This is a genomic window from Oceanobacillus sp. CF4.6 (assembly GCF_051262635.1).
Classification (GTDB): Bacteria; Bacillota; Bacilli; order Bacillales; family Amphibacillaceae; genus Oceanobacillus.
In genome coordinates this window covers 56,551-83,280 of sequence record NZ_JBIMEX010000001.1, presented here as the reverse complement: position 1 = coordinate 83,280, position 26,730 = coordinate 56,551, and the positions used below count along the sequence as shown (strand labels likewise).

32 protein-coding genes are annotated in these 26,730 nt (G+C 37.2%); all 32 read left to right on the top strand.

The annotated features are described in order from the left end of the window. Nucleotides 1-30: 30 nt before the first annotated feature. The 32 genes from cmk (at nt 31) to ACHABU_RS00320 (ending at nt 26,721) form a co-directional block, all read left to right on the top strand. Complete coding sequence (cmk, locus tag ACHABU_RS00475) at nt 31-714, top strand: (d)CMP kinase (protein WP_435762316.1); 684 nt, start codon at nt 31-33, stop codon at nt 712-714. A 35-nt stretch (nt 715-749) separates the two neighbouring features. Continuing rightward, entirely contained in the window at nt 750-1,334 is a 585-nt protein-coding gene (locus tag ACHABU_RS00470; protein ID WP_435761160.1) for a lysophospholipid acyltransferase family protein, read from the top strand. Nucleotides 1,335-1,452: 118 nt separating this feature from the next. Continuing rightward, on the top strand, nt 1,453-2,583 hold the full coding sequence (gene rpsA, locus ACHABU_RS00465) for a 30S ribosomal protein S1 (protein WP_435761158.1): 1,131 nt from the start codon (nt 1,453-1,455) through the stop codon (nt 2,581-2,583). A 152-nt stretch (nt 2,584-2,735) separates the two neighbouring features. Further along, nucleotides 2,736-3,629, top strand: coding sequence for a YIEGIA family protein (locus ACHABU_RS00460; RefSeq protein ID WP_435761156.1), 894 nt, complete (start codon nt 2,736-2,738; stop codon nt 3,627-3,629). Beyond that, on the top strand, nt 3,630-3,815 hold the full coding sequence (locus tag ACHABU_RS00455; RefSeq protein ID WP_379495419.1) for a capping complex subunit for YIEGIA: 186 nt from the start codon (nt 3,630-3,632) through the stop codon (nt 3,813-3,815). It abuts the gene before it with no gap. Between the two features lie 83 nt (nt 3,816-3,898). Further along, the gene (gene der / locus ACHABU_RS00450; protein WP_435761154.1) at nt 3,899-5,209 is read left to right on the top strand and encodes a ribosome biogenesis GTPase Der; all 1,311 of its coding nucleotides are present in this window, start codon (nt 3,899-3,901) and stop codon (nt 5,207-5,209) included. Nucleotides 5,210-5,410: 201 nt separating this feature from the next. Next, complete coding sequence (locus tag ACHABU_RS00445) at nt 5,411-6,445, top strand: NAD(P)H-dependent glycerol-3-phosphate dehydrogenase (RefSeq protein WP_435761152.1); 1,035 nt, start codon at nt 5,411-5,413, stop codon at nt 6,443-6,445. Nucleotides 6,446-6,507: 62 nt separating this feature from the next. Beyond that, nucleotides 6,508-6,768: a stage VI sporulation protein F gene (locus ACHABU_RS00440; RefSeq protein WP_435761150.1), complete on the top strand. Its 261-nt coding sequence runs from the start codon at nt 6,508-6,510 to the stop codon at nt 6,766-6,768. 264 nt (nt 6,769-7,032) lie between these two features. After that, nucleotides 7,033-7,230, top strand: coding sequence for a DUF2768 domain-containing protein (locus ACHABU_RS00435; RefSeq protein ID WP_435761148.1), 198 nt, complete (start codon nt 7,033-7,035; stop codon nt 7,228-7,230). A 20-nt stretch (nt 7,231-7,250) separates the two neighbouring features. Next, a complete protein-coding gene (locus ACHABU_RS00430) occupies nt 7,251-7,979 on the top strand; it encodes a hypothetical protein (protein WP_435761146.1) in 729 nt (242 codons plus the stop codon). Between the two features lie 206 nt (nt 7,980-8,185). Continuing rightward, nucleotides 8,186-9,664, top strand: a complete 1,479-nt coding sequence (gene spoIVA, locus ACHABU_RS00425) for a stage IV sporulation protein A (RefSeq protein ID WP_435761144.1) — start codon at nt 8,186-8,188, stop codon at nt 9,662-9,664. 368 nt (nt 9,665-10,032) lie between these two features. Further along, the gene (locus ACHABU_RS00420; protein ID WP_435761142.1) at nt 10,033-10,305 is read left to right on the top strand and encodes an HU family DNA-binding protein; all 273 of its coding nucleotides are present in this window, start codon (nt 10,033-10,035) and stop codon (nt 10,303-10,305) included. A gap of 127 nt (nt 10,306-10,432) precedes the next feature. Beyond that, nucleotides 10,433-10,657, top strand: a complete 225-nt coding sequence (gene mtrB, locus ACHABU_RS00415; RefSeq protein WP_435761140.1) for a trp RNA-binding attenuation protein MtrB — start codon at nt 10,433-10,435, stop codon at nt 10,655-10,657. Between the two features lie 116 nt (nt 10,658-10,773). Continuing rightward, nucleotides 10,774-11,574, top strand: a complete 801-nt coding sequence (locus ACHABU_RS00410; RefSeq protein ID WP_435761138.1) for a heptaprenyl diphosphate synthase component 1 — start codon at nt 10,774-10,776, stop codon at nt 11,572-11,574. A 3-nt stretch (nt 11,575-11,577) separates the two neighbouring features. Then, nucleotides 11,578-12,285 carry a demethylmenaquinone methyltransferase gene (gene menG / locus ACHABU_RS00405; protein ID WP_435761136.1) on the top strand — a complete coding sequence of 236 codons (708 nt, stop codon included), beginning with the start codon at nt 11,578-11,580 and terminating at the stop codon, nt 12,283-12,285. Between the two features lie 64 nt (nt 12,286-12,349). Next, a complete protein-coding gene (gene hepT, locus ACHABU_RS00400) occupies nt 12,350-13,327 on the top strand; it encodes a heptaprenyl diphosphate synthase component II (RefSeq protein ID WP_435761134.1) in 978 nt (325 codons plus the stop codon). A 77-nt stretch (nt 13,328-13,404) separates the two neighbouring features. Then, on the top strand, nt 13,405-13,851 hold the full coding sequence (gene ndk, locus ACHABU_RS00395) for a nucleoside-diphosphate kinase (RefSeq protein ID WP_435761132.1): 447 nt from the start codon (nt 13,405-13,407) through the stop codon (nt 13,849-13,851). A 73-nt stretch (nt 13,852-13,924) separates the two neighbouring features. Next, nucleotides 13,925-14,698: a CheR family methyltransferase gene (locus tag ACHABU_RS00390; protein ID WP_435761130.1), complete on the top strand. Its 774-nt coding sequence runs from the start codon at nt 13,925-13,927 to the stop codon at nt 14,696-14,698. Between the two features lie 135 nt (nt 14,699-14,833). Next, on the top strand, nt 14,834-16,003 hold the full coding sequence (gene aroC / locus ACHABU_RS00385; protein WP_435761128.1) for a chorismate synthase: 1,170 nt from the start codon (nt 14,834-14,836) through the stop codon (nt 16,001-16,003). Then, on the top strand, nt 16,003-17,070 hold the full coding sequence (aroB, locus tag ACHABU_RS00380; RefSeq protein WP_435761126.1) for a 3-dehydroquinate synthase: 1,068 nt from the start codon (nt 16,003-16,005) through the stop codon (nt 17,068-17,070). Before aroC ends, aroB begins: the two co-directional genes overlap by 1 nt. A gap of 2 nt (nt 17,071-17,072) precedes the next feature. Further along, entirely contained in the window at nt 17,073-17,447 is a 375-nt protein-coding gene (aroH, locus tag ACHABU_RS00375; RefSeq protein ID WP_435761124.1) for a chorismate mutase, read from the top strand. Between the two features lie 6 nt (nt 17,448-17,453). Continuing rightward, nucleotides 17,454-18,557: a histidinol-phosphate transaminase gene (gene hisC, locus ACHABU_RS00370; protein ID WP_435761122.1), complete on the top strand. Its 1,104-nt coding sequence runs from the start codon at nt 17,454-17,456 to the stop codon at nt 18,555-18,557. After that, complete coding sequence (locus tag ACHABU_RS00365) at nt 18,557-19,660, top strand: prephenate dehydrogenase (protein ID WP_435761120.1); 1,104 nt, start codon at nt 18,557-18,559, stop codon at nt 19,658-19,660. The genes hisC and ACHABU_RS00365 overlap by 1 nt, the downstream gene beginning before the upstream one ends. Nucleotides 19,661-19,680: 20 nt before the next feature. After that, nucleotides 19,681-20,967: a 3-phosphoshikimate 1-carboxyvinyltransferase gene (gene aroA, locus ACHABU_RS00360; protein ID WP_435761118.1), complete on the top strand. Its 1,287-nt coding sequence runs from the start codon at nt 19,681-19,683 to the stop codon at nt 20,965-20,967. 128 nt (nt 20,968-21,095) lie between these two features. Beyond that, nucleotides 21,096-22,361, top strand: coding sequence for a tetratricopeptide repeat protein (locus tag ACHABU_RS00355; RefSeq protein ID WP_435761116.1), 1,266 nt, complete (start codon nt 21,096-21,098; stop codon nt 22,359-22,361). Nucleotides 22,362-22,393: 32 nt separating this feature from the next. Then, on the top strand, nt 22,394-22,960 hold the full coding sequence (locus tag ACHABU_RS00350; protein ID WP_435761114.1) for a ReoY family proteolytic degradation factor: 567 nt from the start codon (nt 22,394-22,396) through the stop codon (nt 22,958-22,960). 97 nt (nt 22,961-23,057) lie between these two features. Continuing rightward, nucleotides 23,058-23,516 carry a YpiF family protein gene (locus tag ACHABU_RS00345; RefSeq protein ID WP_435761112.1) on the top strand — a complete coding sequence of 153 codons (459 nt, stop codon included), beginning with the start codon at nt 23,058-23,060 and terminating at the stop codon, nt 23,514-23,516. 153 nt (nt 23,517-23,669) lie between these two features. After that, nucleotides 23,670-24,182, top strand: a complete 513-nt coding sequence (locus ACHABU_RS00340; protein ID WP_435761110.1) for a ubiquinol-cytochrome c reductase iron-sulfur subunit — start codon at nt 23,670-23,672, stop codon at nt 24,180-24,182. A gap of 6 nt (nt 24,183-24,188) precedes the next feature. Next, nucleotides 24,189-24,863 carry a menaquinol-cytochrome c reductase cytochrome b subunit gene (qcrB, locus tag ACHABU_RS00335; RefSeq protein ID WP_379495441.1) on the top strand — a complete coding sequence of 225 codons (675 nt, stop codon included), beginning with the start codon at nt 24,189-24,191 and terminating at the stop codon, nt 24,861-24,863. Nucleotides 24,864-24,878: 15 nt separating this feature from the next. Beyond that, on the top strand, nt 24,879-25,652 hold the full coding sequence (locus ACHABU_RS00330; RefSeq protein WP_435761108.1) for a c-type cytochrome: 774 nt from the start codon (nt 24,879-24,881) through the stop codon (nt 25,650-25,652). An 80-nt stretch (nt 25,653-25,732) separates the two neighbouring features. Continuing rightward, nucleotides 25,733-26,305, top strand: coding sequence for a DUF1405 domain-containing protein (locus tag ACHABU_RS00325; protein WP_435761106.1), 573 nt, complete (start codon nt 25,733-25,735; stop codon nt 26,303-26,305). 143 nt (nt 26,306-26,448) lie between these two features. Beyond that, entirely contained in the window at nt 26,449-26,721 is a 273-nt protein-coding gene (locus ACHABU_RS00320) for a sporulation protein YpjB (protein WP_435761104.1), read from the top strand. Nucleotides 26,722-26,730 lie beyond the last annotated feature (9 nt).

Below are 26,730 nucleotides of genomic sequence, written 5' to 3'. Positions count from 1 at the left end.
AATGGTTAATAGGAGGTAGGACTTTTGATTATGAAAGAGAATAACATTGCAATTGCGATCGATGGGCCGGCAGCTGCTGGAAAAAGTACAGTGGCAAAAATAACAGCTGAAAAGTTGTCATATATTTATATAGACACCGGTGCCATGTATCGAGCCTTAACATTGAAAGCTTTAAATGAAGGTATTAACTTGGAAGACAAAGATGCAATCGTGGACTTACTAATGAATACAGAAATCAATTTAAAACAATCTTTTGATGGACAGGTGGTTTTACTGGATGGTTTGGATGTTACAAACGAGATACGATTCCAAGATGTAACTACAAGGGTTTCCTATGTTGCAAAACATGCACCCGTTAGAACCGAAATGGTTAAAAGGCAACAGGAAATGGCAAAAAACCGTGGAGTCGTTATGGATGGTAGAGATATCGGTACACATGTTCTTCCAAATGCAGAAGTTAAGATTTTCCTCGTCGCCACTGTAGAAGAAAGGGCCAAGCGCAGATATGAAGAGAATGTGAAAAAAGGAATTGCATCAAATATAGAAGTCCTTAAAAATGAAATTGAGGAGAGAGACAGAATTGACTCCAGTCGTGAGGCTTCTCCCTTAATTAAAGCAAGTGATGCAATTGAGGTGGATACGACTTCGCTAAGCATTATTCAAGTTGCAGAACGGATCTTGGATGAAGTTGCTAAAGTGAAAGGACCTAAATAAAAATAAATACGAAGCTTTTTAAGGAGTGCTAAGGAATGAGTTTATATAGATTTGCAAGGTTTGTTGTTGCCCTAATTCTTTTTCCATTATACCGCATTAAAATTATCGGGAAGGAAAATATTCCAAAAACAGGACCTGTCATTATCTGTTCCAATCATATCTCCAATTTCGATCCACCTGTTGTTGGAATAACATCTCCCCGGGACATTTACTTTATGGCTAAAGGGGAATTGTTTGAAAAACCATTCTTAGGGAAATTATTATTAGGGATTCGAGCTTTTCCTGTAAAAAGAGGTCTCTCGGATAGAAATGCTCTAAGAAAAGGTTTAGGTATTCTCAAGGAGGGGAATACATTAGGACTCTTTCCGGAAGGTACAAGAAGTAAAACTGGTGAATTGGGAAATCCTCTGGCAGGTGTTGGCTTCTTTGCCTTACGTTCTGAAGCGACTATTATTCCTTGTGCTATTATTGGACCATACAAGGCCTTTAAGAGATTAAAAGTGGTCTATGGTAAGCCAATGGATATACAGCAATTTAGAACAGCGAAATCATCTCCACAGGAAATGGCAGATGGGATTATGCAGGAGATTAAAGTTTTACAAGAAAAACATCAAAATTAATTGACTTTACTTGACAAATAATTGTAATTATTAGAAGTTATAGAAAGAATAAGTTTTAATCATTCTTACTATTTCCATTTTAATTGGATATTGGAGTGTACTTAGGAGGGCTATGGATATGAGTGAAGAAAGCAAAGAATTACAGGATTTAAATGTAGGTGATACCGTAGCAGGAACAATTGTGAAATTGGAAGATAAGCAGGTTCTTGTTGATATCGGCTATAAAACGGAAGGAATTTTACCAATTGGTGAACTGTCAAGTATGCACGTGGAATCAACAGGAGATGTAGTAAAAGAAGGCTATACAGTAACACTTAAAGTTAAAAAGATAGAAGACGATGAAATAATTCTTTCCAAAAAAGCAGTAGATGCTGAAGCGGCATGGGAAGATCTTGAGAAAAAATACAGCAATGGGGAAGTTTTTGAAACTATTGTTAAGGAAGTTGTGAAAGGCGGCCTTGTCGTTGATGTAGGTCTTCGAGGTTTTATCCCCGCATCCTTAGTGGAAACTCATTTTGTAGAAGACTTTTCAGAATATAAGGATCAGCCATTAACAGTAAAAATTGCCGATCTTGACAAAGAGCAAAACCGCATCATTCTTTCACATCGAGCAGTAGCGGAAGAAGAAGCGAACGCCAAGAAGAGTGATATTCTACAATCGCTTGATGTAGGTCAAGTATTGGAAGGTACCGTTCAGCGCATTACCGCCTTTGGTGCATTTGTTGATCTTGGTGGTGTTGATGGTTTAGTACACATCTCACAATTGGCTCATGAACATGTTGCAAAAGCTTCTGATGTTGTCTCTGAAGGCGACAAAATTAAAGTAGAAATTTTATCTGTTGATCGCGATAATGAACGTATCTCATTATCACACAAAAATACACTTCCCGGACCTTGGACTGATATTCAAAGCCGTGTATCTGCCGGTTCTACAGTAGAAGGTACCGTAAAACGCCTTGTTAATTTCGGAGCATTTGTTGAAATTTTACCAGGTGTCGAAGGTTTGGTTCATATATCACAAATTGCCAATCGACATATCGGTACACCACAGGAAGTTCTTGAAATTGGACAGAAAGTAAATGTAAAAGTGCTTGATGTCAATGAGACAGATGAGCGCATTTCATTAAGCATCAAAGAACTAGAACAGGAACAAGCAGAAAAAGAATATAAACAATATGAAAAAAATGAAGAACAGTCAGGATTCCAGCTCGGTGACTTCATTGGCGATAAACTGGATAAATATAAATAATATCGAACAACAGAGATCCCTTTGAAAAAGGGGTCTCTTTTTATTGGTAAATAGATACATCCCTTCTAATTTTAAAATAGTATTATAAAGATTTTAAGCCATACTACAAAAGGAAATATTATTTTAAAATGAAAATAAGAGGTGGATTAAAGATGACTGAATACACACTTCCTATTGTCTTCGGTGTTGTCATTGGAACAATAGCAAGAATCTTATTGCTTAAAACGGACTATAGACAGTACCCAACCTATTTACACGGAAAGATCATACACCTATCATTGGGGTTTATTGCTGCATCATTAGGTGCTTTAGCAGTACCAGCTATTATGGAAAAGGAATTTACTGCTGTCACCCTTTTAACAGTAGCAGCGACTCAATTTAGAGATGTACGAAACATGGAGAGAAATACATTAACGGAAGTGGACAGTTATGAACTTGTTTCTAGAGGGAAAACATATATAGAAGGTATCGCAATTTCCTTTGAGAGCAGAAATTATTTAGTCATGTTTACCGGGTTTTTAGGCACCTTTTCTCTTATTTTATGGAATATTTATATTGCCATCATTGTCGCAGTTATTAGTTTGATTCTTGGACACAAACTAATGAGTGGTTCTAAAATCGCTGATATTGTAGATATAGAACATTCCAAAATTAGTTTTGACGGGGCAGGTCTTTATGTAGATAATATTTACATCATGAATATTGGATTACCTGAACGCCAGGAAGAAATACTAAAGTATGGAATGGGGTTTGTCCTTAAACCAAAGGATATAAATGTGATAACTACGATTGGTAATCTTGGACAGCGCCAGGCCATACTTCATGATGTCTCGGTATCTTTAGGGGTTTTCAGGGATTCCGGTACACCTGCACTAACTCCATTAATTAAACGTGATCTAGACGACGGGCGTTTGGGGGTTTTTATCCTACCACAGATTCGGGATATTCATAAAGCAGAAGCAGTAATTGGGTCTGTTCCTGTATTGGAAAGTGCTGTTAGAATGCCTTCCGAATCCAAATCTTTTAAAAAAGGGGATAAGGTATAAATGATGATTGAAAAAGCTATATTGGCAGTAATTACGACGAACAGACAAAAAATTGCTGGAGGAGCACCGATCTTTTTTTGTGACAGTAAAAAGGAATTGGAATATGTAGCAGCAAACCTCGAAGCAATCACCGATGGAATCTCACATGCCCTAAGTGAAGAACTATTTATTATTGTGAAACACTAATAACATTGTTTAAATTACCTTATTTTGCTAGAATGTATTAAAGTTAAGGCAAATAGACATAAAGAGAGAGGATGTTCCTTATTATGAGGAAATCTGTAGTTGCAATTGTAGGAAGACCTAATGTTGGTAAATCTACCATATTCAATAGACTGGTTGGTGAGAGAATTTCGATTGTTGAGGATATACCAGGCGTTACTCGTGATCGAATATATGCATCAGCTGATTGGCTAAATCAGGAATTTAATTTAATCGACACGGGCGGTATTGAAATAGGGGACGAACCTTTACTCGTTCAAATGCGTCAGCAAGCTGAGATTGCAATCGATGAAGCTGATGTGATTATTTTCATTTTAAACGGAAAAGAAGGAATTACCGGAGCTGATGAAGAAGTAGCGAAATTATTGTTTAAATCAAATAAACCCATCGTACTTGCAATCAATAAAATGGATAATCCCGAAATGCGTGAAATGATTTATGAATACTATTCACTCGGCTTTGGCGAACCTTTTCCCATCTCTGGTTCACACGGATTGGGTCTTGGTGATCTTCTGGATGAAGTCATCAACCATTTTCCTGAAATATCAGATGAAGAAGTTAATGAAGATACGATATATTTCAGTCTGATTGGGAGACCAAATGTCGGAAAGTCATCCCTTGTTAATGCCCTTCTGAATGAGGAAAGGGTTATTGTAAGTGAGATTGAGGGTACGACAAGAGACGCTATTGACACGCATCTTCACAAAGACGACCAGGATTTCATCATTATAGATACTGCTGGTATGCGTAAAAGAGGAAAAGTATATGAAACAACTGAGAAATATAGTGTTTTAAGAGCTCTTAAAGCGATTGAGCGCTCTGATGTTGTTCTCGTATTAATTGATGCTGAAACTGGTATTAGAGAACAGGATAAAAAGGTCGCTGGCTATGCACATGATGCTGGTAGAGCCATCGTTATCGTAGTTAATAAATGGGATACAATAGATTCGGACGAGAAGGCAATAAAGGAATTCGAAGCCAAAATTAGAGCACATTTCTTATATTTGGACTATGCACCAATCGTCTTCCTATCTGCAAAAACGAAAAAAAGAATGCATACATTAATTCCGGCGATTAAACTGGCCAGCGATAGTCATGCGAAACGAATTTCCACCAATGTATTGAATGATGTCATTATGGACGCATTGGCAATGAATCCAACTCCTACAGTTAAGGGGAAGCGTCTTAAAGTATTGTATGCGACACAGGTTGCTGTTAAGCCGCCAAGTTTTGTTGTATTTGTAAACGATCCAGAACTTATGCATTTCTCCTATGAACGGTTCCTGGAAAATAAAATCAGAGATGCATTTGGATTTATTGGTACGCCAATTAAATTATTTGCAAGAAGAAGACAGTAGGATAAAGTGAAATTCAATCCGTGGAGAATTCCTTACTTTCCCACGGATTGTTAGCACTGCAAGGGTATGACCTAAAGGCCCTGGAACGAATCGGACTTTTACGGGCAGTTATCAACCACTTACATTTCTTCGTTTTCCTTAAAATCCTGAAGTAAGGGGTCATACTGCCTATTATGGCGAGATAAAGAGGGAGTGAATAAAATGGATAAAATCGCAGTGTTGGGAGCAGGTAGTTGGGGGACTGCATTAAGTATCGTTCTTTCTGATAATGGACATGATGTCCGCTTATGGTCACATCGAAAAGAACAGGCTGAGGAAATAAACCGCACTCACAAAAATGAGAAATATTTGGATGTAGCCATTCCTGAACAAATAACAGCATTTTATGAGCTTGAACAAGCACTCAACGATGTAAGTGCAGTTATTGTAGTTGTTCCAACCAAAGCAATACGCGAAGTTTGTCAGCAATTAAACCAGAAACTAACCAACAAGGTTACCATTATTCATGCCACAAAAGGAATTGAGCCTGATTCACTGAAAAGAGTTTCTGAGATGATAAACGAGGAAATGCCTGGCTATGACTACGAAGATATTGTCGTTTTATCAGGACCAAGCCATGCGGAAGAAGTAGCTCTAAGACACCCCACTACCGTGACTGTTTCCTCTGTGAATTTAGAAAAAGCTAAAATCGCCCAGAATTTATTTAATAGTGATACATTTCGAGTTTATACTAGTCCAGACATACTTGGTATCGAATTAGGTGGAGCATTAAAAAATATTATTGCACTGGGCGCTGGTATTTCAGATGGCCTTGGCTATGGTGATAACGCAAAAGCTGCTCTAATCACTAGAGGCCTTGCTGAAATCGCCAGATTAGGCACGTCACTCGGTGCTAATCCACTTAGCTTTTTAGGCTTATCTGGAGTAGGAGATCTCATAGTAACCTGTACAAGCGTCCATAGCCGGAACTGGAGAGCTGGAAATTTGCTCGGTAAAGGAAATAAACTGGATGATGTATTGGACCAAATGGGAATGGTTGTAGAAGGTGTCAGAACCGTTCAGGCTGCATATCAGTTTGCCAAAGAACAGGGAGTGGAGATGCCTATCACTACCGGTATATACCAAATATTATTTGAGGATAAGGACCCGAGAAAAGTGGTAGAGCAACTGATGACACGCGATAAACGGGAAGAAATGGATGACATCGCAAACTTGCTGAATGAAAGATATTCTTAATAACACGTAATTACGCTCCTTGCATATAATATGTTGAAAGAACACAGCAAGGAGGAGAACGTGTGAACAATTTTCAAAAAGGAATGTTCGACAAAATACAGAAAAACTCTAATATCAATCCTGATGAGATAATGAAAGTTGCGGATTCCGTAAAAAATGCGGATTTTTCTGATGAGAAGACAGTCCGAAATTTAGTTCGCCATTTATCCAAAATGGCAGACAAACCCTTATCAAAAGAAAAAGAAGACCAAATCATTCAGTCCATTGTTAACAACAAAATGCCTGGGGACTTGCAATCTCTGAATCATTTATTTAAAAAATAGCCATTCATAGGCAACATGCGGATACGTAACAGCAAATCCCTGCATAAGATAAATCGCACAAGCATTCATGGATAGAGTTGCAAAGGAACTTATTTAGTCAACCTGGAATGAAGAAGCCCCCTTCATTTCGGGTTTTTATTTGTAACTTGTTCTGAAATCTTTATACTTACTATTTCGACAACATCATTTTAATACTTGCATAATCCACCATATGTTATAATACTTTGTGCAAAGAAAAACTGTGAATAAACAGGGGTGAATTCGTTGTCAGTATCAATGCTTATGATGTATATTGCTTTTGTTGGGATGATTTTATTAATTCTGGCAATTGGTTTAATAGTGTTAAGCAGAAGTAAATTAAAAGGTTGGTTAGCAGGGATGGTATCATTTCTGGCTTACATATGCTTAATAACTGGTGGTTTAATTATTCTTTATGTAGTATTGAGTGGGCCAACACGGTAGCTGACAAGGAGGCTATTAAAGTGAAGCATACATATTTGCGTATATTTGGGGTGTTACTGTTATCATTACTATTAAGTGGATGTTTATACCCTCAAAGCGAAATGGAACAAAATCAAGTACCGAACGAAGAACAATTACAAACGGTTCAACAGGCAATAGATAATTACAAAGAAGAGCAACAGGGCCTGGTACCAATCAAAACAAAAGCTAATGAAACACCCATTTTCCAAAAATACTTAATTGACTTCAGCATACTAAAAGAGAAGAACTACATATCTGAAATTCCCGCAAATGCCTATGAAAAGGGCGGGGTTTATCAGTATACTTTAATAACACCCGATGATGATCCAAGGGTTAAATTAATTGATTTACGTATTACGGAAGCGATTAGAAGTGTCAATGTGCAATTAGACTTTTATCGCAATGAAAATATTTATCCAGCATATGGAGACAAGATCGCTGAAGGTGTCTATACAGTAGATCATGAAAAATTAGGCTTGGAAAAATCTCCAACTGTAGTTAGTCCTTATTCCCATGAAAATCTGCCTATTATCATGGATGTAGATGGAAACCTGTATGTTGATTACAGAATTGATTTAAATCATGCTTTAAATGAATATGACCACGAATTTGCCGAAGGAGAGGATATTCGTTATCTGCTTGCCGATAACACCCCTTTTGTACCGGCATATTCTCTACCGTATACCATCAAGGACGATGAACCAGTTTTTTTAATGGAAAGTAAATAAATATATCATATTCGTTCCCTTGTAACATATATTGTTGCAAGGGATTTTTTTATTTCCGGCATTTATTACATCCTGAAGGGACTTATAGTTAATTTTATTAAAAGGACTTAAACAAGTCATATTTTAATAGGACAACATCATAGACTCATAATGTCAATAAATTGCGGGTGGTCCATATTAAAGTACGGAGATCGGGAGGGGATCTTTTGGAAAAAATCGATATCTTTAAAGATATTTCGAAACGGACGAATGGAGATATTTATCTAGGAATAGTTGGTGCAGTCCGTACAGGAAAATCGACATTTATTAAGAAATTCATGGAACTCGTTGTCTTGCCTAACATTGAGGACGAGAGTGAAAGAGCTAGAGCCCATGATGAATTGCCTCAAAGTGCAGCTGGAAGAACGATAATGACAACAGAACCAAAGTTTATCCCGAACCAGGCTGTGAAACTCACAGTGGATGAAGGTTTAGATGTAAATGTCAGACTTGTTGACTGTGTAGGATATGCGGTTGAGGGTGCTAAAGGTTTCGAAGACGAAAATGGCCCACGGATGATCAATACGCCGTGGTATGAAGATCCAATACCTTTTCATGATGCTGCTGAGATCGGTACTAGAAAAGTAATTCAGGAGCATTCCACTATTGGAGTTGTCGTTACAACAGACGGCAGTATAGGTGAAATACCACGTAACGATTACGAAGATGCAGAAATGAGAGTTGTTGAAGAACTCAAAGAAGTAGGCAAACCATTTATCATGGTTATTAACTCAACGAAGCCAACGAGTCAGGAAACCGAGTTATTGCGTCAGGATTTATCCGAAAAATACGATATTCCAGTCCTTTCGATGAGCATTGAATCAATGACTGAACATGATGTGTATAATGTTTTAAGAGAAGCGCTTTATGAATTTCCTGTTCTTGAAGTTAATGTAAATCTTCCAAGCTGGGTTATGGTACTGAAAGAAAACCATTGGCTGAGAGAAAACTATCAAGAAGCAATTCAAACAACTGTCAAAGACATAAAAAGACTGCGAGATGTTGACCAAATCGTTGGTAACTTTACCGAATATGAATATATTGATAAAGCAAACCTCGCTGGCATGGAAATGGGAGATGGTGTAGCAGAAATTGATTTGCATGCACCTGATTACTTATACGACCAAATCCTGAAAGAAATTGTTGGTGAAGAAATACGCGGCAAGGACCACTTACTGGAGTTAATGCAGGATTTTGCATTTGCTAAAAGGGAATATGATCATGTTTCCGGTGCACTGCAAATGGTAAAGCAAACCGGCTACGGTATTGCGGCTCCAACTTTGGAAGATATGCAACTGGATGAACCCGAAATCATTCGCCAAGGTTCCAGATTTGGTGTTCGTTTGAAAGCAGTAGCACCATCCATTCATATGATTAGAGTGGAAGTAGAATCTGAATTTGCTCCAATTATTGGGACAGAAAAACAAAGTGAAGAACTTGTTCGTTATCTAATGCAAGATTTTGAAGAAGATCCATTATCCATCTGGGAATCCGACATCTTTGGCAGATCTTTAAGTTCTATCGTAAGAGAGGGAATTCAGGCAAAAATATCCTTAATGCCTGAAAACGCAAGATATAAACTCAGAGATACACTCGAGAGAATTATTAACGAGGGTTCCGGGGGACTAATAGCGATTATATTATAGCAGCTTTTTATAAGCTGCTTTTTTGTTTTTCAAAAATAACTGTTTGAACAGCTGGAAATGCGGGAATTATGACGTATATGTGTAATAAACCGACTTTAAGCTTTATTACTGCGGTTTGATTCACATTACCAGGATTTGGTAATTATTCTGTGTTTATGAAGGCATTCTGGGCTTATCAGCAAATAAATATTGATTAAATCAATACTTATTGTTGAATTTTATTGCAAACTCAGTTAATATAAGCCTTGTCATCACTTGAAGCGGATGACATTTGCGTTTAAAACAGACAAAACAAGTGAACAAATTTTCACTTCGATGATTTATTTGTTCCCATGTCGAATTAAACACTTTGGGAGGAGGTGAATGTCATGAACAAAACAGACTTAGTGAATGCAGTAGCTGAGAAGAGCGAGCTTTCTAAAAAGGACGCAACAAAAGCTGTAGATGCAGTATTCGAATCTGTCATGGATTCACTTAAAAATGGTGAAAAAGTACAGTTAATCGGTTTTGGTAACTTTGAAGTACGTGAGCGCTCAGCACGTAAAGGTCGTAATCCACAAACTGGAGAAGAAATCGAAATTGCAGCAAGTAAAGTTCCTGCTTTTAAACCAGGAAAAGCCCTTAAAGATAGTGTAAAATAATTTACATAAGGGCGACTAAAGGGTACGTACATATGCGTGCCCTTTTTCTATGCCATAAATAAGGTGAAATGATTGACTTTAAAACGTTATTAGGACATATTAGATATAAAAAGGGTAGGTGATTTACATGAGTGATTCAACTGTTAATACTGATTTCTTTGTTATTAAAGCTATGGAGGATGGTGTAAATGTTATTGGTTTGACTCGTGGTAATGACACCAAGTTTCATCATTCCGAAAAACTGGACGAGGGAGAAGTAATGATTGCCCAATTCACCGAACACACTTCAGCGGTTAAGATTAGAGGAAAAGCATTCATTCAGACCAGTCACGGCGAATTGGTGAACGATTAAATAAACAAACAAATTACTACCCTTTCATCTGTATGCATTCAATCATTTTTATCACAGATGAAATATGCTATAATAACTAGAGCACGCGAAAGGATGAAAGGGCCCGGGTGATATCTTTGAACACTTCTATCATAGAAATTCAAAATTTAAGGGAACGTCTAGAAGATAAACTGCAACACGAATATCTGGAAAAATACATACAAAGTCCCGTAATTGATGATGAAAAGCTGAGCATATTAATTTCTTTAGTAAATAATAAGTTATCGCTTAGTCCAATACAAAAAGATCAATATATTATCACGGCAATGATGGTACAAGTTGCCCTGGATACACATGAACTCGTACCAGTACAAAATGACAGCAACGAAACAAACGAAGAAAAACTCACAAAACAACTTAGGGTTCTTGCTGGTGATTATTACAGTGGTTTATATTACTTACTATTATCTGAAATAGAAGATTTTGATTTTATACATACACTAGCAAGCGCTATTAAGAAAATTAATGAATATAAGATAAAGCTATACTATAAAGAAGTAAAATCATTCGATGATTTTATTGAATTAACGAAGAAAATTGACTCCGCAGTTATTTTGCAAGTTGCTCAATTTCTTTATGGCAGCACACTTGATCAAGTGATAGCGGATTGGTTATTCACAGAGAGAATGCCTCACGAGATTAGAGAAGCTCAGATAAGTGGTCAATTTCCTTTATATGAAGCATGGCAGGCAATTGATGAAAACAGCAATCATTTTTCTTTTACTAGTAAAATTAATGGAATCATCCATGAGAATAGATTAAAAATTGCCGATCAGACTTCGAATCTACCTGATCAATACTTATTCATTAAGAATCACTTACTAAACCGAATCAATGAAACGAAACATCATGATTCCCCAACTGCGGAAGAAGGTTAAATTATGCAGGGAAAAACGAAAGAAGAACGTGTACACAACGTTTTTGAGAAAATATATCCAAAATACGATACAATGAATTCCATTATTTCTTTTCAACGACACAAGGCATGGAGAAAAGACATCATGAAACGCATGAGTGTAGAACAAGGCTCTCGTGCACTTGATGTATGCTGTGGTACTGGTGATTGGTCTGTTGCACTTGCTCGTGTTGTTGGTATAGAAGGCTCGGTAACTGGACTTGACTTCAGCAAGAATATGCTTTCCGTTGCAGAAAAGAAAAAAGAGGAACTCAACCTGGATCAGCTTGAACTGATCCATGGGAATGCAATGGAACTTCCTTTCGAAGACAATTCCTTTGATTATGTTACCATTGGATTTGGGTTAAGAAATGTACCAGATTATATGACGGTATTAAAAGAAATGCACAGAGTTGTTAAACCAGGTGGTAAAGTCGTTTGTCTCGAAACATCGCAACCTACACTAATCGGTTTCAGACAAGCTTATTATCTTTATTTTCGATTTATCATGCCCGTTCTTGGCAGGTTGTTCGCGAAAAGCTATAAAGAATATTCGTGGCTTCAGGAATCTGCAAAAGACTTCCCTGGCAAAAAAGAATTAAAGCAAATGTTTTTGGATGCCGGTTTTTCCAGCGTCGATGTACAAAGCTATACTGGCGGAGTTGCCGCAATGCATATGGGCTTTAAAAATTAATTTCAATAATTGTCGTAAATCAAAACACGACTCATATTTTTCAAGGTAAAATAAGGTGACATAAATGAAACTACCAAAAATCTACGGATTCTTAAAAAAGGATCTAGATATAATTGAATCCGCGTTACACGAAAGTATTCAAGTAACACATCCTGTATTGCGCAAAGCATCCATGGAATTATTGGAGGCAGGGGGCAAACGTATTCGCCCTGTTTTTGTCTTGTTGGCAGGACAATTGCGCGATTATGACATGGACAATATAAAAAAGGTGGCTGTTTCTCTTGAATTGATTCATATGGCGACGCTCGTCCATGATGATGTAATTGACGAAGCCGAACTGCGTAGAGGTAAGCCGACCACTAAATCTTTGTATGGAAATCGTGTTGCAATGTATACTGGTGACTACATATTAGCCCGGGCACTGGAAGAAGCCACTACGATTCGTAATGCAAACGTTCACCGCTTACTATCCAAGACACTTGTAGAAGTCTCTATTGGGGAAATTGAGCAAATCAAAGACAAATTTGTATGGGATCAAACACTACGGGATTATTTGAGAAGGATTAAGCGAAAAACTGCTCTGCTGATTGCCAGCAGTTGTAAATTAGGAGCAATTGTAAGTGGTCTGGATGAAAGAGATACAGATAGACTATATCAATACGGATATAATATCGGAATGTCTTACCAAATTATAGACGATATTCTGGATTTCACTTCATCTGCAAAGGAACTTGGGAAGCCTGCTGGAAATGATTTGCTTCAAGGAAATATTACACTGCCGGTACTCTATGCGATGGAGAACAAGGAATTTAAACAAATGATAGAAGAGACCTTCATTAACCCAGATTATATAGATATTGATGAAAAAAACATGAAAATGATTCTATCAAAGCTTAAAAGCACCGATGCAATTAACATGTCTTACAAGGTCAGTGATTTGTATCTGGAAAAGGCATTAAGGTCTCTTGACCCTTTACCACATTCAAGAGCAAAGCAAACGTTACAGGATATAGCAAAATATATCGGAAAAAGACGTTCCTAATAAGATTGTTATTTTTGCAAAAATTTGATAGAATTTTAAAGATTGGTATTTTAATACATATTGATGGGGTGGAAAAAATGGAGAAGTCGTTTTTAATGGTCAAACCAGACGGGGTTCAACGTAATTTAGTTGGAGAAATTGTTAATCGTTTTGAAGCAAAAGGTTTTAAACTTGCAGGTGCCAAATTAATGGTAATTCCAAATGATCTTGCCGAGCAACATTATGGCGAACATAAAGAAAGACCGTTCTTCGGAGAGTTAGTAGATTTCATTACTTCCGGGCCAGTGTTTGCAATGGTTTGGGAAGGGGAAAATGTTATCGCGACAGCGCGTACGATGATGGGTAAAACAAATCCTCTGGAAGCTTCACCAAGTACTATCCGTGGGGACTTCGGTGTATCTGTTGGCAAAAACATTATTCACGGTTCAGATTCTCTGGAAAGCGCTGAAAGAGAAATCTCATTATTCTTTGATGAAAAAGAAATCATATCCTATACAAAACAGGATAGTGAATGGATCTATTAATTTAAATTCAACCTCCGTTTATAATAACGGAGGTTTTTTAACAATTACGTATTAATGGAAGAGGCGCTAAGTAGTGAAAGATGATTACATAGAATTTATACAACATGTTAAGCGAAAACTGGGGATTGATCTTTATTTATATAAAGAGACTCAAATGAAGCGAAGGATAACAACGTTAAGGAATAAACGAGGTTATGCAAGCTTTGTTTCTTATTTTGAAGCATTGGGCAAAGACAGAGAGATGCTGAGCGAATTCACCGATAGGTTGACGATTAATGTATCCGAGTTCTATAGGAATCCAAAAAGATGGGACGTTTTAAAAGACAGTATCATTCCTAAGTTATTAAAGAAAAATAATCGAATATCCATTTGGAGTGCTGCCTGTTCGACAGGGGAAGAACCCTACAGTTTAGCTTTGATGATAAAGGAACATTTTTCAACTGCAACGATTCAATTAATGGCAACTGATATCGACGATACTGTTCTGTCCAAAGCCAAACAAGGGATATATACAGAGCAAGCTTTAAAGGAATTACCAGAAACGCTCAAGAAGAAATACTTCGAAAAAACGGGTAGTCTATATAAGATAGATGATTCAATACGGAAAAACATAACATTTAAGAAACATAACCTTCTAGCAGATTCCTATCCTAAAAATATGGATTTGATTGTTTGCCGGAATGTTTTAATCTATTTTACGGATCAAGCAAAAGAAGAAATCTATCATAATTTCAGTGATGCGCTTAAATCGGATGGTATTTTGTTTGTTGGAAGTACAGAACAGATATTTAACCCAAATAAATACGATTTTAACCTTGCAGAAACCTTTTTCTACCAAAAGATGTAAGTATTCTTTTGCTTGAATTTACCAAAAATAATTTTTTCAAATAAATACAACATAATTAAAAGCAGATATGGTATAGTAATTAGAAAACTTTATACTTATCCATAAGATAATAATTACGGTAAAGGAGAATGTACATTGCGCTACTTAACATCTGGGGAATCTCATGGTAAACAACTTACTACAATTATAGAGGGACTACCTTCTCAAATGCCTTTATTAAAAGAAGACATAAATGAGTCTCTATTAAGAAGACAGGGAGGATACGGTCGAGGAAAAAGGATGCAAATTGAAAAGGATCTTGTTGAAATCACAAGTGGTATCAGACATGGATATACATTAGGTTCTCCAATTTCTCTCGTTATACATAATGATGATTTTAAACATTGGACAGATATTATGGGAGAAGATCCGATGGATGACGATTCCAAAATGAGGCGTGTAGTAACCAAACCACGTCCTGGTCATGCAGATTTGAATGGTGCTCTAAAATATGGCCATCGTGATATGAGAAATATATTGGAAAGATCATCTGCAAGAGAAACAGCAGCAAGAGTAGCAGCAGGAGCAGTTGCCAAAACGCTCTTAAAACAACTCGGTATTGAGGTTTGCGGATATGTTAAAGAGATAGCTGGCATTCGTGCAGAAGAGAAAGAAACATTAAACATAAAGGAACGGATTAAAATATCACAGGAATCGCCAGTCATGGTATTGGATCAAAACGTGGAGCAGGAAATGATGGACGCAATCGATAAAGCCAAAAGTGATGGCGATTCGATTGGTGGAGTTTGTGAAGTTTATGTCGAAGGATTGCCCGCTGGTGTCGGTTCTTATGTACATTACGACCGTAAACTGGACAGTCGAATAGCTGGAAGTGTTATGAGTATTAATGCATTTAAAGGTGTGGAATTCGGTATAGGCTTCAAAGCTGCAGAATTAAATGGCAGTCAAGTTCATGACGAGATTGCTTGGGATAAAGAAAAAGGGTATTACAGAACTTCCAATAGACTTGGTGGGTTTGAAGGCGGTATGACATCTGGAATGCCTATCGTTGTAAAAGGGGTTATGAAACCAATCCCAACCTTAATGAAAAGGCCGCTTCAAAGTGTTGATATTGAAACAAAGGAACCTTTTAAAGCAACTGTTGAACGATCTGACGCCTGTGCGGTACCTGCAGCATCCGTTGTCATGGAACATGTTGTAGCTTTTGAAGTTGCTAAAGCAATTTTAGAGCAATTTCCGAGTGATCAATTTAAACAACTTAAGAAAGCAATCGATGACTACCGTGAAGAAATCAGGTGTTTTTAGTGAAAGATATTTTCGTTCAATCAAATACAAATTCGTACCATATAACTGTTGGAGAATCGATTCGTTTTCAACTGGAACACTATTTAAAGAAAGATTACTCTTCCATTCTTATTGTTACCGATGAAAATGTAGCAGCTTTGTATTTGGATGATATCCTGAAAAATTTTTCCGATAAACCCATTTTCCAATCGATTGTCCCAGCTGGTGAACAATCTAAAAATATACAAACATTTTACCAATTGCAAACAGATGCCATTAATTACGCTTTAGACCGTGAGTCGCTAATTATTGCACTTGGTGGCGGAGTAGTCGGGGATCTGGCAGGTTTTGCTGCAGCCACCTATATGCGCGGAATAGATTATATACAAATGCCAACAACCATACTTGCTCACGATAGCAGTGTTGGAGGAAAAGTAGCTATCAACCATGAACTGGGTAAAAATCTGATTGGTAATTTCTATCCACCACAGGCCGTCGTTTATGACGTGGAGACGTTAAAATCTCTTAATGAAAGGGAAGTGCGATCCGGATATGCCGAGTTAATCAAAGAGGCGCTAATTGCGGATACTGAATTTTACCAAACACTGCTTGAAGCCGATATTTACAATCTTTCAAGTAGCCAATTACAGGATCATTTGCAGCGAGGAATTAAAATAAAAGCACATATTGTGGAAGTGGATGAAAAAGAATCCGGCATTCGCAAGCACTTAAATTTAGGACATACATTGGGACATGCTCTCGAAGCCGATTTGGGCTATGGTAAGTTAACCCACGGAGAAGCAGTGGCAATTGGCTTACTCTTCTCACTGCATGTTAGTGAACAGGTATTTGATATAAAACAGCCTTTTGAAGAATTAGCTTTATGGCTAAAAAATAACCGCTACCCTCTTAGTGACATAGACTACCAAACAGATCGCTTGATCAATAAAATGAAATCCGATAAAAAATCGGTAAAGAGTAAAATACAAATGGTTCTCTTAAAGGAACCTGCCTTTCCTGTTGTAGAAGAACTAAAAGATGATGACATAGAAAAATACTTAAACTCATTTATAGTAAGGATGGTATGAAAATGACAAGAGGAGTAAGAGGAGCAACGACTGTATCTGAAAATGAAGAAAATCAAATGATTGAAAATACAAGAGTCCTCATTGAAGATATGGCGAAAAAGAATCATATAAAACCAAGCGATATTTCTCATGTATTTATTTCCGTTACGAAAGACCTTAATGCGGGATTTCCTGCCAGGGGACTTCGAGAATTGGAAGGATGGACATTTGTACCGGTTATGTGTATGGCTGAAATAGAGGTACCGGGAAGTCTCCCAAAATGTATCCGCGTTATGATGGTAGTTAATACAGAAGAATCACAACTAAATATTCAACATGTTTTTCATAATGAGGCAGTAAAATTACGTCCAGATTTAGTAAAAAAGAAAGGAGAGTAGCTAATAATGGAAGGGAAACCGGTTTTAAACCAACTTAGCCCATACAAACAAGGGAAACAAACGAAGGAAATACAGGAAGAGTTTGGATTGAAACATATCGTCAAATTGGCTTCCAACGAGAATCCAAACGGTTATTCAGAACAAGTAAAGAATAAACTATCGAACAATTTGCCTGAATTTAATATTTATCCAGATGGCTATACGAGTGAGTTGCGATTAGCCTTAACAAATAAATGGAATATTAATCAAGATCAAATCGTATTCGGCAGTGGGTCCGAGGAAATTATTCAATTACTTTGCCGTTCTTTCCTGCTTCCTGGATCCAGTGTAGTTGTGGCAACACCAACATTTCCGCAATACAAACATTATGCACTTATCGAAGGGGCTTCCGTAAAAGAAATTCCGACAGATAATTTTGGTTATCATGATTTAGACGGGATATTGAAAGCAATTGATGAAACTACTAAGATTGTATTTCTATGTTCACCGAATAACCCGACAGGCACAGTTATCTCCAAAGATGACTTTGAGATTTTTATGAGTAAATGTCCGACAGATGTAATGGTAGCTTTTGATGAAGCTTATTATGAATACATGGATAAAGATGCAAATGTTCACGCGTTGTCCTATATTAGTCGTTATGACAACCTAATTACAATGCGTACATTTTCTAAAGCATACGGATTAGCTGGACTTCGAATTGGTTATGGGATTGCGAATAGCAATATTATAACTACCCTTGATAAAGTTAGAGGACCGTTTAATACAACATCGATTGCTCAAAAAGCAGCGATTACCGCACTTGAAGATCAGACATTTATTGAAAGTACATATGCTTTAAACAAAGCTGTTAGAACTTCTTTTGAAACGTTTTTGGATGATATCAGATGGAAGTATTATGATTCAGAAACAAATTTTTTGCTTATCGAAACTCCTGTAAGTGGTATGGAAGTATTTCAATATCTCATAGAAAACGGTTTTATTATAAGACCTGGAGAATTACTTGGGATCCCTAATACGATTCGAGTAACCATTGGCAAAGAAGATGAGATGAAGGAACTTCAGGATTTGCTCTTAAATTTTCATAAAGGACGAACGAAGGTACAATGATGAATAAGAAAAACATATTAGTTGCCGGCTTAGGTCTAATTGGAGGATCTCTTGCTAAAGGTATGGCAGCATCAGATGAAAATCATATTATCGGATACGATCTAAATAAAGATTCACTGAAATTTGCTCTTTTAAATGGAATTGTTCATGAAACCAGTAATAACTTTACGCAGTCTGCATTATTAGCAGATTTTATTATACTGGCAGCTCCAATTTCTGAAACAATCTCATTAATGAGAGATATAAACACAATCGCTTTTAAGAAAGAAGTCATTATTTCAGATACCGCTTCCGTAAAAAGCCCAATTATGGAGGCAGCTAAACTTTTTACCAATGAAAAAGTTACGTTTATTGGGGGTCACCCAATGGCTGGTTCTCATAAAAAAGGAATTCAAGCAGCAAAAGCGCATTTATTCGAAAATGCTATTTATGTACTTTCACCTACACAGGAAAACAGTGAAGCGGAGTTAAAGAAATTACAGACTATTTTGAGTAGTGCCAAAAGTAAATTTGTTATACTGAATCCAGATGAGCATGATGAAATGACAGGAGTAGTGTCTCATTTTCCTCATTTAATTGCATCTTCTTTAGTTCATCAGGCCAAGAAATGGGAAAAGACGCATGAATTTTTACCAAAACTTGCTGCAGGAGGATTCAGGGATATAACAAGAATAGCCTCAAGCAATCCGAAAATGTGGCAAGATATTTTTTCCCATAATAGCAGCAAAATGTCCGTATTGCTTGAAGACTGGATTCAAGAAATGAAAGAACTAAAAGTGCTCCTGGATAATGACGAAAAGGAAAAGATGATTACTTACCTTGATAAGGCCAAGCTATATCGTGACGGTCTTGCCGAATCAGAAAAGGGGGCTATTCCATCTTTTTACGATTTATATGTGGATATTCGTGATCAAACAGGTGCACTTGCTACTGTTGTTCAATTACTTGCAAATGAAAGTATTAGTATAAAAAATATCGAAATACTTGAAGTTCGTGAAGATATTACAGGTGTTTTGCGATTAAGCTTTTACACACAGGAAGCACAATTATACAGTTCCAGATTCCTGGAAAATAATGGTTATGAGACAATGATTCAAAAATGACTTGGGAAGGAAGTAAAACTGTGAGCGAAAAAATACTGAGACCCCTTAATACTAATTTATCAGGAGAAATCACTATTCCTGGAGACAAATCTGTTTCACATCGTTCGGTTATATTTGGTTCTTTAGCTCGTGGAATTACGAAAGTTGCTAATTTCCTCGATGGAGAAGATTGTTTTAGAACTGTAAATGCCTTTCGTGAAATGGGTGTCACCATCCAAGTAGATGGAACAAGCCTGACTATAGAAAGTAAAGGTTTTAAAAATTTAATAGAGCCCACACAGCCGCTTAATTTGGGGAACTCGGGTACAACGACTAGGCTAATGCTTGGCATACTGGCAGGACTGCCATTTTTTACGACAGCATACGGCGATGCCTCTTTGTCAAAACGTCCAATGGATCGAGTTGTCAACCCGTTACGCCAAATGGGTGCAAACATTGATGGGAGAAATAATGGGAATTTGCTTCCTTTATCGATACGAGGAAGTAAATTAAATAGCATTGATTATACCCTTCCAGTGAAAAGTGCCCAAGTTAAGTCTGCAATCCTATTAGCAGGGCTTTTGGCAGAAGGAAGAACATCTGTAACCGAGACCATTCCTACTAGAGATCACACAGAAAATATGCTCAAAGCTTTTGGAGCAGACATTACAACTGACGGCCACACTACTTCCATTACCGGAAGAAATGAACTAACTGCGACAGACGTATATGTACCGGGGGATATCTCTTCAGCCGCTTTCTTTCTCGTTGCTGGAGCGATTGTTCCTGGCAGCAGACTTAAACTAAAAAATGTTGGCTTAAACAAAAGTCGGACCGGTGTTATTGAAGTACTTCAGAACATGGGTGCCGATTTGATTATTGATAATGAAAATACGATTGGCGGGGAAGTCATTGGCGATATACAAATCTCTTTTGGTTCTTTAAAAGGAATAACCATTGAGGGTAATATTATCCCAAGACTTATTGATGAAATTCCCATCATAGCATTATTGGCAACACAAGCAGAAGGAACGACGGTTATTAAGGACGCTGAAGAACTCCGAGTGAAAGAAACAGATAGGATCACCGCCGTTACAGATGTTTTGACGACATTAGGAGCCTCCATTACGCCTACCGAAGATGGGATGATTATAAAAGGGAATACACCATTAAACGGTGGAAAAGTAGCTTCTTACGATGATCACCGCATTGCCATGATGGGTGCGATAGCTTCATTGATAACAAAGGATGATGTAATTATTGATGACATTTCCTGTATTTCAATCTCATATCCTGATTTCTTTAAAGATTTGGATTCACTAAACTAAACATGAACCAAGATAAGAATCTGCCAATTGCAGATTCTTTTTAATTCACAAGTTTGAACCTATAAACTATTTTCGGTATGATAAAAGATGGTATAATTTAAGTATGGTATGCAGAGAGGATGTTCGTCATGGACACCATTACGGAAGCAGTACAATTAATAGAAAATAATCAACCCGAAAAAGCAATTAAGATGCTGAGTAATTATCTACAAAAAGCAACTGATGATGAAAAATATACGATTGCAGAACTGTACCTACAATGGGGTTTTTTACAGGAAGCACGACAACTATTGGAGGAATTGCTTCACCAATATCCTGATGAAAATGATATAAAAATTTCACTTGCTGATATTTTTATAGAAATGGAAGAAGATGAACTCGCAATAACACTGCTTAATGAGATAGATGAAGGTGACCCTGCTTATATACAAGCATTGATTCAACTGGCAGATTTATATCAGGCACAGGGGCTATTCGAAGTATCTGAACAGAAATTATTGAACGCCAAACAGTTGGCCCCTAGCGAAATTATTATCGATTTTGCACTGGGAGAACTATACTTCTCGATAGGGGAATATCTTAAGGCAATCAATTATTACGAAAGGGTGAAAACCAAACAAAATGAAGTAGCTCATATTTCAATCGATGACAGACTTGGTGAATCGTTTGCAGCAGCTGGGGAGTATGAAAAAGCATTAAGTTACTTTAAGGAAGATGGAAGTGAAAATGCAGATAAACTGTTTAAACATGGTGTAACAGCCTTTCAGGCAGATAGAATTGATATTGCTATCAAGGCCTGGGAACATGTTCTCGAAATTGATGATGATTATCACACTGTGTATTACCAACTTGCTAAGGCTTATGAAGGTGAAGGGATGATTGAGGAAGCCTTTAAAACAGCAAAAAAGGGCATTGAAAGAGATGCGTATAATAAAGAACTATACTTTATAGCCGGATCTATTGCTCATCAGCTGGGCCAGAATGAAGAAAGTGAAAATTTCATTCGTGAAGCAATTGCGCTTGACCCCGATTACAAAGAAGCCGTGCTGTTTTTGATTGAACTTTTTAAACAGAATGATAACTATGAGCAGATAACAGATTTAGTTCGGGAAATAAAAAATACAGGCGCTGATGATCCCTTATATGATTGGGAACTTGCACGCGCATTTAACGAAATTGAATTGTTTGAAGATGCATTAAAATGCTATCGTGAAGCATATAATAGTCTAAATCAAGATAGCGACTTTCTTAAAGAGTACGGGTACTTTCTAACTGAGGAGGGTAGGATTAAAGACGCTATACCCATCTTTGAATCCTATGTTTCGCTCCAACCACTTGATGAGGATGCTGAAGCATATCTGAACAGGTTAAAACAAACATTTGAATTGGATTGACTGTAGATTGTAAACCTTAAGGGGGGAAAATGATGATAACTCCTGTTACTGCCCAGGATAAAAAAAGTTTCATTCAATGGTTCCTTAATCATTACCGGCTGAAGAAACGTGAGAGTGTGTGGATACTTAATTATCTAGTTAATCACAATGACCTTCTTGCTAACGTTCACTTTGTAAGAGATGTAAAATATTGTCCTAGAGGAATCATGATGACCAGTCACTGTTCAGAAGAAGTACCTTTCCGCTTTTACAAGGACCACCTTGTTACGACAGATGCTGAGAAATCATTTCATGAAATTCGCCTAAATCAAAATGAACCCTTATACTTACAGTTAAATTTCAAAAAATCCAATCAACATTCCTATTACGCATCTGTATTGGAAGAGAACCCTTTTATTCCTGTGGATTATTATATAACCAATCATGATAAGGATTTGACCAATCAGTTACTCAACCATTCATTATATGAATATAAAAAAAATAAGCTCATGGATGAAATTAATCGTTCATTGGACGAAATGAATTATGAAAAATTCCAACAGTTATCCGAAAAATTTAAGGAATTAAAAGCAACCGTATCCCATCAACCTGACTCCTAAGAGGAAAGGGTTGATATTTTTTTGACTTATAAGATAAGATTTTAAGTGTTACAATATAAAGGAACGACTAAAATAAACAGAAAGGAGATATCCAATAATGAAATGGAGGAAAACGGATTTACAACAGTACGTACAAGCAAAAGAGTACATAGATACGATTCTCTTGCCATTAGTTCCAATTCAGCTTTCAAATGATGAAGAGGCAAATAAATATTCTTCTCAAGCTGAGGTTATAGCGAGACTAGCAAATGGTATTGAAAAGGAGCTCACAGGCCGGACAATGCTTGTTCCCAACTACCATTATTTAAAATCTGCCGACAAGGCGACAGAAGTACAGAGACTAAATGATTGGGCAGTAGATATGAAAGAACAGCCATTTTCTCATATTATATACATAACTTTTGATTCTACGTGGAAAAAGCAGGAAAAAGCTTTAACTGAGAGTTTATTGTGGATGCCTGCTGTACAGACAGAAGAGTTAAATTCCAAAGAAATGCAACGCATCATAAATGACCAAGTTGGCCAAACTGTGGATTTGATACGTTCTTATTGGTAGCAAATTGTCGTAATCACTCAATAATAGTAAGTCATTTGATTGTGAATATTGTTTTATATTGACCGAATAAATAGATTGCGCTATCATGGTAATGTCCTAGTAATCTGAATTAAACTTATATGTCCGTGAATATTGTAAAGAGGGGGGAAAATCATGAGTGATGAAAAACAGCAAGTATCCCGTAGACAGTTTCTTAACTATACGCTTACTGGGGTAGGGGGGTTTATGGCAGCCGGAATACTTATTTCTCCAATAAGAATGGCGGTTGATCCAATATTAAAAGAATCCTCAGCAGGTGACTTAGCAAACGTAGGTTTATCTGTTGATGATATTACATCAGATCCTCAGCGCATCGATTGGAGCATTGACCAAGTAGATGGCTGGTATGAATCTGAAGTAAATCGCTCTGCATGGGTTTATAAAAATGAAAATGACGAAGTTGTAGCCTTTTCCCCGGTTTGTAAACACTTAGGTTGTGTTGTTTCATGGGAAGGCAGTGAAGAGCATCCGGATGAATACTTCTGCCCATGCCACAATGGACGCTACTACAAGGATGGTACCAACGTTCCAGGTACTCCACCGCTAGCTCCACTGGATGTTTATGAACAGGAAGTAAGGGATGGCATGCTGTTCCTAGGCGATGCAAAACCACAAGGGGAGGCGTAATGACTTATGTTACAAAAAATATATGATTGGATTGATGATCGTATAGATATTACGCCGATATGGCGAGATATCGCTGATCATGAAGTACCAGAACATGTTAATCCTGCCCACCATTTTTCTGCATTCGTTTATTGTTTCGGCGGGCTGACATTTTTCGTTGTCGTCATTCAGATTCTTTCTGGAATGTTCCTGACAATGTATTATGTTCCTGATATTGAAAACGCATGGAAATCTGTGTATTACTTGCAGACTGAAGTAGCTCATGGGCAAATTGTAAGAGGTATGCACCATTGGGGCGCCAGTGTTGTTATTGTAATGCTATTATTACATACGCTTCGTGTGTTTTTCCAAGGTGCTTATAAGAAACCGCGTGAACTTAACTGGATGGTCGGTGTACTGATCTTCTTTGTAATGCTTGGTCTAGGTTTTACAGGTTATCTATTGCCATGGGATAATAAAGCATATTTTGCAACTCAGGTTGGACTCGAAATGGCAGAACAAGTTCCGTTTATCGGGACACAGCTAAAAGTATTATTGGCTGGAGATGCAACGATTGTCGGTGCACAAACATTGACAAGATTCTTTGCGATTCATGTCTTCTTCTTGCCTGCAGCACTATTTGGTTTATTAGCAGCACATTTTATTTTAATACGTAGACAAGGTATTTCCGGACCACTATAAAAAGGAGGGCAAGTGATGCATAAGGGTAAAGGTATGAAATTTGTCGGAGATTCACGAATCTCTGCTGAAAGGAAACCAAATATACCGAAAGATTATTCTGAGTATCCTGGAAGAACAGAAGCTTTTTGGCCTAACTTTTTATTAAAAGAATGGTTAGCTGGTGCAGTATTTCTAGTTGGATTTTTAAGTTTAACATTAGCTCACCCATCACCTTTAGAAGGTATGGCTGATCCAACAAATGCAGCATATATACCACTGCCAGATTGGTACTTCTTATTCCTGTACGAGCTATTGAAATATGAGTTTTCAAGTGGAAGCTTTATTCTGCTAGGTATGCTCGTGCTACCAGGACTAGCATTCGGTGCACTTTTACTTGCACCATTTTTGGATAACGGACCAGGGCGCAGACCACATCAACGTCCGGTTGCAGTAGGAATGATGTTATTAGGCTTAGTTTCAGTTGTATGGCTAACTTATACTTCCGCATCCGCTGTGGATTGGGAAAGCCGCGCTGAAGCAAATAAACCAGTTCCTGCATCTGAGGTTACAATCGATACAGAGCATCCTGGTTACGCTTCTTATGAAAACAGTTGTTTGGCGTGCCACGGGGCTGAATTGGAAGGCGGAGCAGGGCCTGCATTGGTAGGTACTGATCTATCTGCGGAAGAAATTGCTACCATCGCAGTAGAAGGTATTGGCTCGATGCCAGCTGACCAATTTCAGGGAACGGATGAAGAACTGGAGCAATTAGCAGACTTTATCGTTACCGTAAATGAATCAGCGGAATAACTGAAATAATCATAAAACACCTTTGCCAAATTAAGTTGGTGAAGGTGTTTTTAATTAGTAACCATGGAAAGGATAAAACAATGATTAAATACATACTGCAAGACAAAAAATTTATTCTTTTGCTATTTCTCATCAATTTCTTCGGTACGATATACGGTTATTATTGGTATGAAAGCCAACTCGCCAACACACCTGATATATTTCTGGTTTTTGTTCCAGATAGTCCAACAGCGAGTTTGTTTTTCACCTTCTTTTTATTATTTTTCCTGTTCGGAAGAAATGTTCCATATATTGAAGCACTTGCGATTATAACGTTATTTAAATACGGAACTTGGGCTGTTGTAATGAATTTATTAACGTTAGTTGTTGAAGGGTCCATCGGCTGGCAAGGTTATATGCTTATGGCATCACACGCCGGAATGGCAATCCAAGGCCTTCTGTATGCACCATTTTATAAAATTAAATTAAGACATATTGTCTTTGCTTCGATTTGGACACTTCATAATGATGTTATTGATTATTTATTTGGAATGATGCCTACTTACTCTTCATTAAATCAATATATGAATGAGATTGGTTACTTTACATTCTGGCTTAGTATTCTGTCTATATTTATTGCTTACTGGTTAACGATACACAAAAAGGAACGATAAGTAACTCAACTTTTTAGACATTCTAAGTTTAACCAAGTTAACTGTTTGAACCTTGAGAAAGTTTGAGTAGTAATTGTTATATCGTTCGTATCTCCATCATACACTTGAATAATAACAAGTTTATGAGGTGAGAGGTGATCTCTATGGTTAACAGAAGGAAACAACTTGTTCGGATCACAACCGCATTGCTCATAGGGATTTTATTCTATATTCAATTCAGTACATTATGGGTTGAAGCTAGTACAGTCAATGAAGGAAATACAATAGAAAAACATGTGGATATTTCAATCCTTATTTGGTCTGCTTTCATTGTAGGAGGATGTATCATCGGTACATTATCTTACGTAAGCTGGAAAAAATATAATGCAGAAATTAAATCAAAAAAGGAAGCAAAGAAGGACAAATCAGTTGACTAAAATAAGAAA

What these genes read in the sequence shown, in the direction of transcription:
- ACHABU_RS00365 (WP_435761120.1), top strand. Translation starts at nt 18,557, where the DNA reads ATGAATAAGAAAAACATATTAGTTGCCGGCTTAGGTCTAATTGGAGGA.
- cmk (WP_435762316.1), top strand. Translation starts at nt 31, where the DNA reads ATGAAAGAGAATAACATTGCAATTGCGATCGATGGGCCGGCAGCTGCT.
- hepT (WP_435761134.1), top strand. Translation starts at nt 12,350, where the DNA reads ATGAAACTACCAAAAATCTACGGATTCTTAAAAAAGGATCTAGATATA.
- ACHABU_RS00420 (WP_435761142.1), top strand. Translation starts at nt 10,033, where the DNA reads ATGAACAAAACAGACTTAGTGAATGCAGTAGCTGAGAAGAGCGAGCTT.
- aroH (WP_435761124.1), top strand. Translation starts at nt 17,073, where the DNA reads ATGACAAGAGGAGTAAGAGGAGCAACGACTGTATCTGAAAATGAAGAA.
- ACHABU_RS00445 (WP_435761152.1), top strand. Translation starts at nt 5,411, where the DNA reads ATGGATAAAATCGCAGTGTTGGGAGCAGGTAGTTGGGGGACTGCATTA.
- ACHABU_RS00455 (WP_379495419.1), top strand. Translation starts at nt 3,630, where the DNA reads ATGATGATTGAAAAAGCTATATTGGCAGTAATTACGACGAACAGACAA.
- ACHABU_RS00340 (WP_435761110.1), top strand. Translation starts at nt 23,670, where the DNA reads ATGAGTGATGAAAAACAGCAAGTATCCCGTAGACAGTTTCTTAACTAT.
- ACHABU_RS00350 (WP_435761114.1), top strand. Translation starts at nt 22,394, where the DNA reads ATGATAACTCCTGTTACTGCCCAGGATAAAAAAAGTTTCATTCAATGG.
- ACHABU_RS00330 (WP_435761108.1), top strand. Translation starts at nt 24,879, where the DNA reads ATGCATAAGGGTAAAGGTATGAAATTTGTCGGAGATTCACGAATCTCT.
- ACHABU_RS00460 (WP_435761156.1), top strand. Translation starts at nt 2,736, where the DNA reads ATGACTGAATACACACTTCCTATTGTCTTCGGTGTTGTCATTGGAACA.
- rpsA (WP_435761158.1), top strand. Translation starts at nt 1,453, where the DNA reads ATGAGTGAAGAAAGCAAAGAATTACAGGATTTAAATGTAGGTGATACC.
- der (WP_435761154.1), top strand. Translation starts at nt 3,899, where the DNA reads ATGAGGAAATCTGTAGTTGCAATTGTAGGAAGACCTAATGTTGGTAAA.
- menG (WP_435761136.1), top strand. Translation starts at nt 11,578, where the DNA reads ATGCAGGGAAAAACGAAAGAAGAACGTGTACACAACGTTTTTGAGAAA.
- ndk (WP_435761132.1), top strand. Translation starts at nt 13,405, where the DNA reads ATGGAGAAGTCGTTTTTAATGGTCAAACCAGACGGGGTTCAACGTAAT.
- mtrB (WP_435761140.1), top strand. Translation starts at nt 10,433, where the DNA reads ATGAGTGATTCAACTGTTAATACTGATTTCTTTGTTATTAAAGCTATG.
- hisC (WP_435761122.1), top strand. Translation starts at nt 17,454, where the DNA reads ATGGAAGGGAAACCGGTTTTAAACCAACTTAGCCCATACAAACAAGGG.
- ACHABU_RS00320 (WP_435761104.1), top strand. Translation starts at nt 26,449, where the DNA reads ATGGTTAACAGAAGGAAACAACTTGTTCGGATCACAACCGCATTGCTC.
- ACHABU_RS00470 (WP_435761160.1), top strand. Translation starts at nt 750, where the DNA reads ATGAGTTTATATAGATTTGCAAGGTTTGTTGTTGCCCTAATTCTTTTT.
- ACHABU_RS00355 (WP_435761116.1), top strand. Translation starts at nt 21,096, where the DNA reads ATGGACACCATTACGGAAGCAGTACAATTAATAGAAAATAATCAACCC.
- qcrB (WP_379495441.1), top strand. Translation starts at nt 24,189, where the DNA reads ATGTTACAAAAAATATATGATTGGATTGATGATCGTATAGATATTACG.
- ACHABU_RS00345 (WP_435761112.1), top strand. Translation starts at nt 23,058, where the DNA reads ATGAAATGGAGGAAAACGGATTTACAACAGTACGTACAAGCAAAAGAG.
- ACHABU_RS00325 (WP_435761106.1), top strand. Translation starts at nt 25,733, where the DNA reads ATGATTAAATACATACTGCAAGACAAAAAATTTATTCTTTTGCTATTT.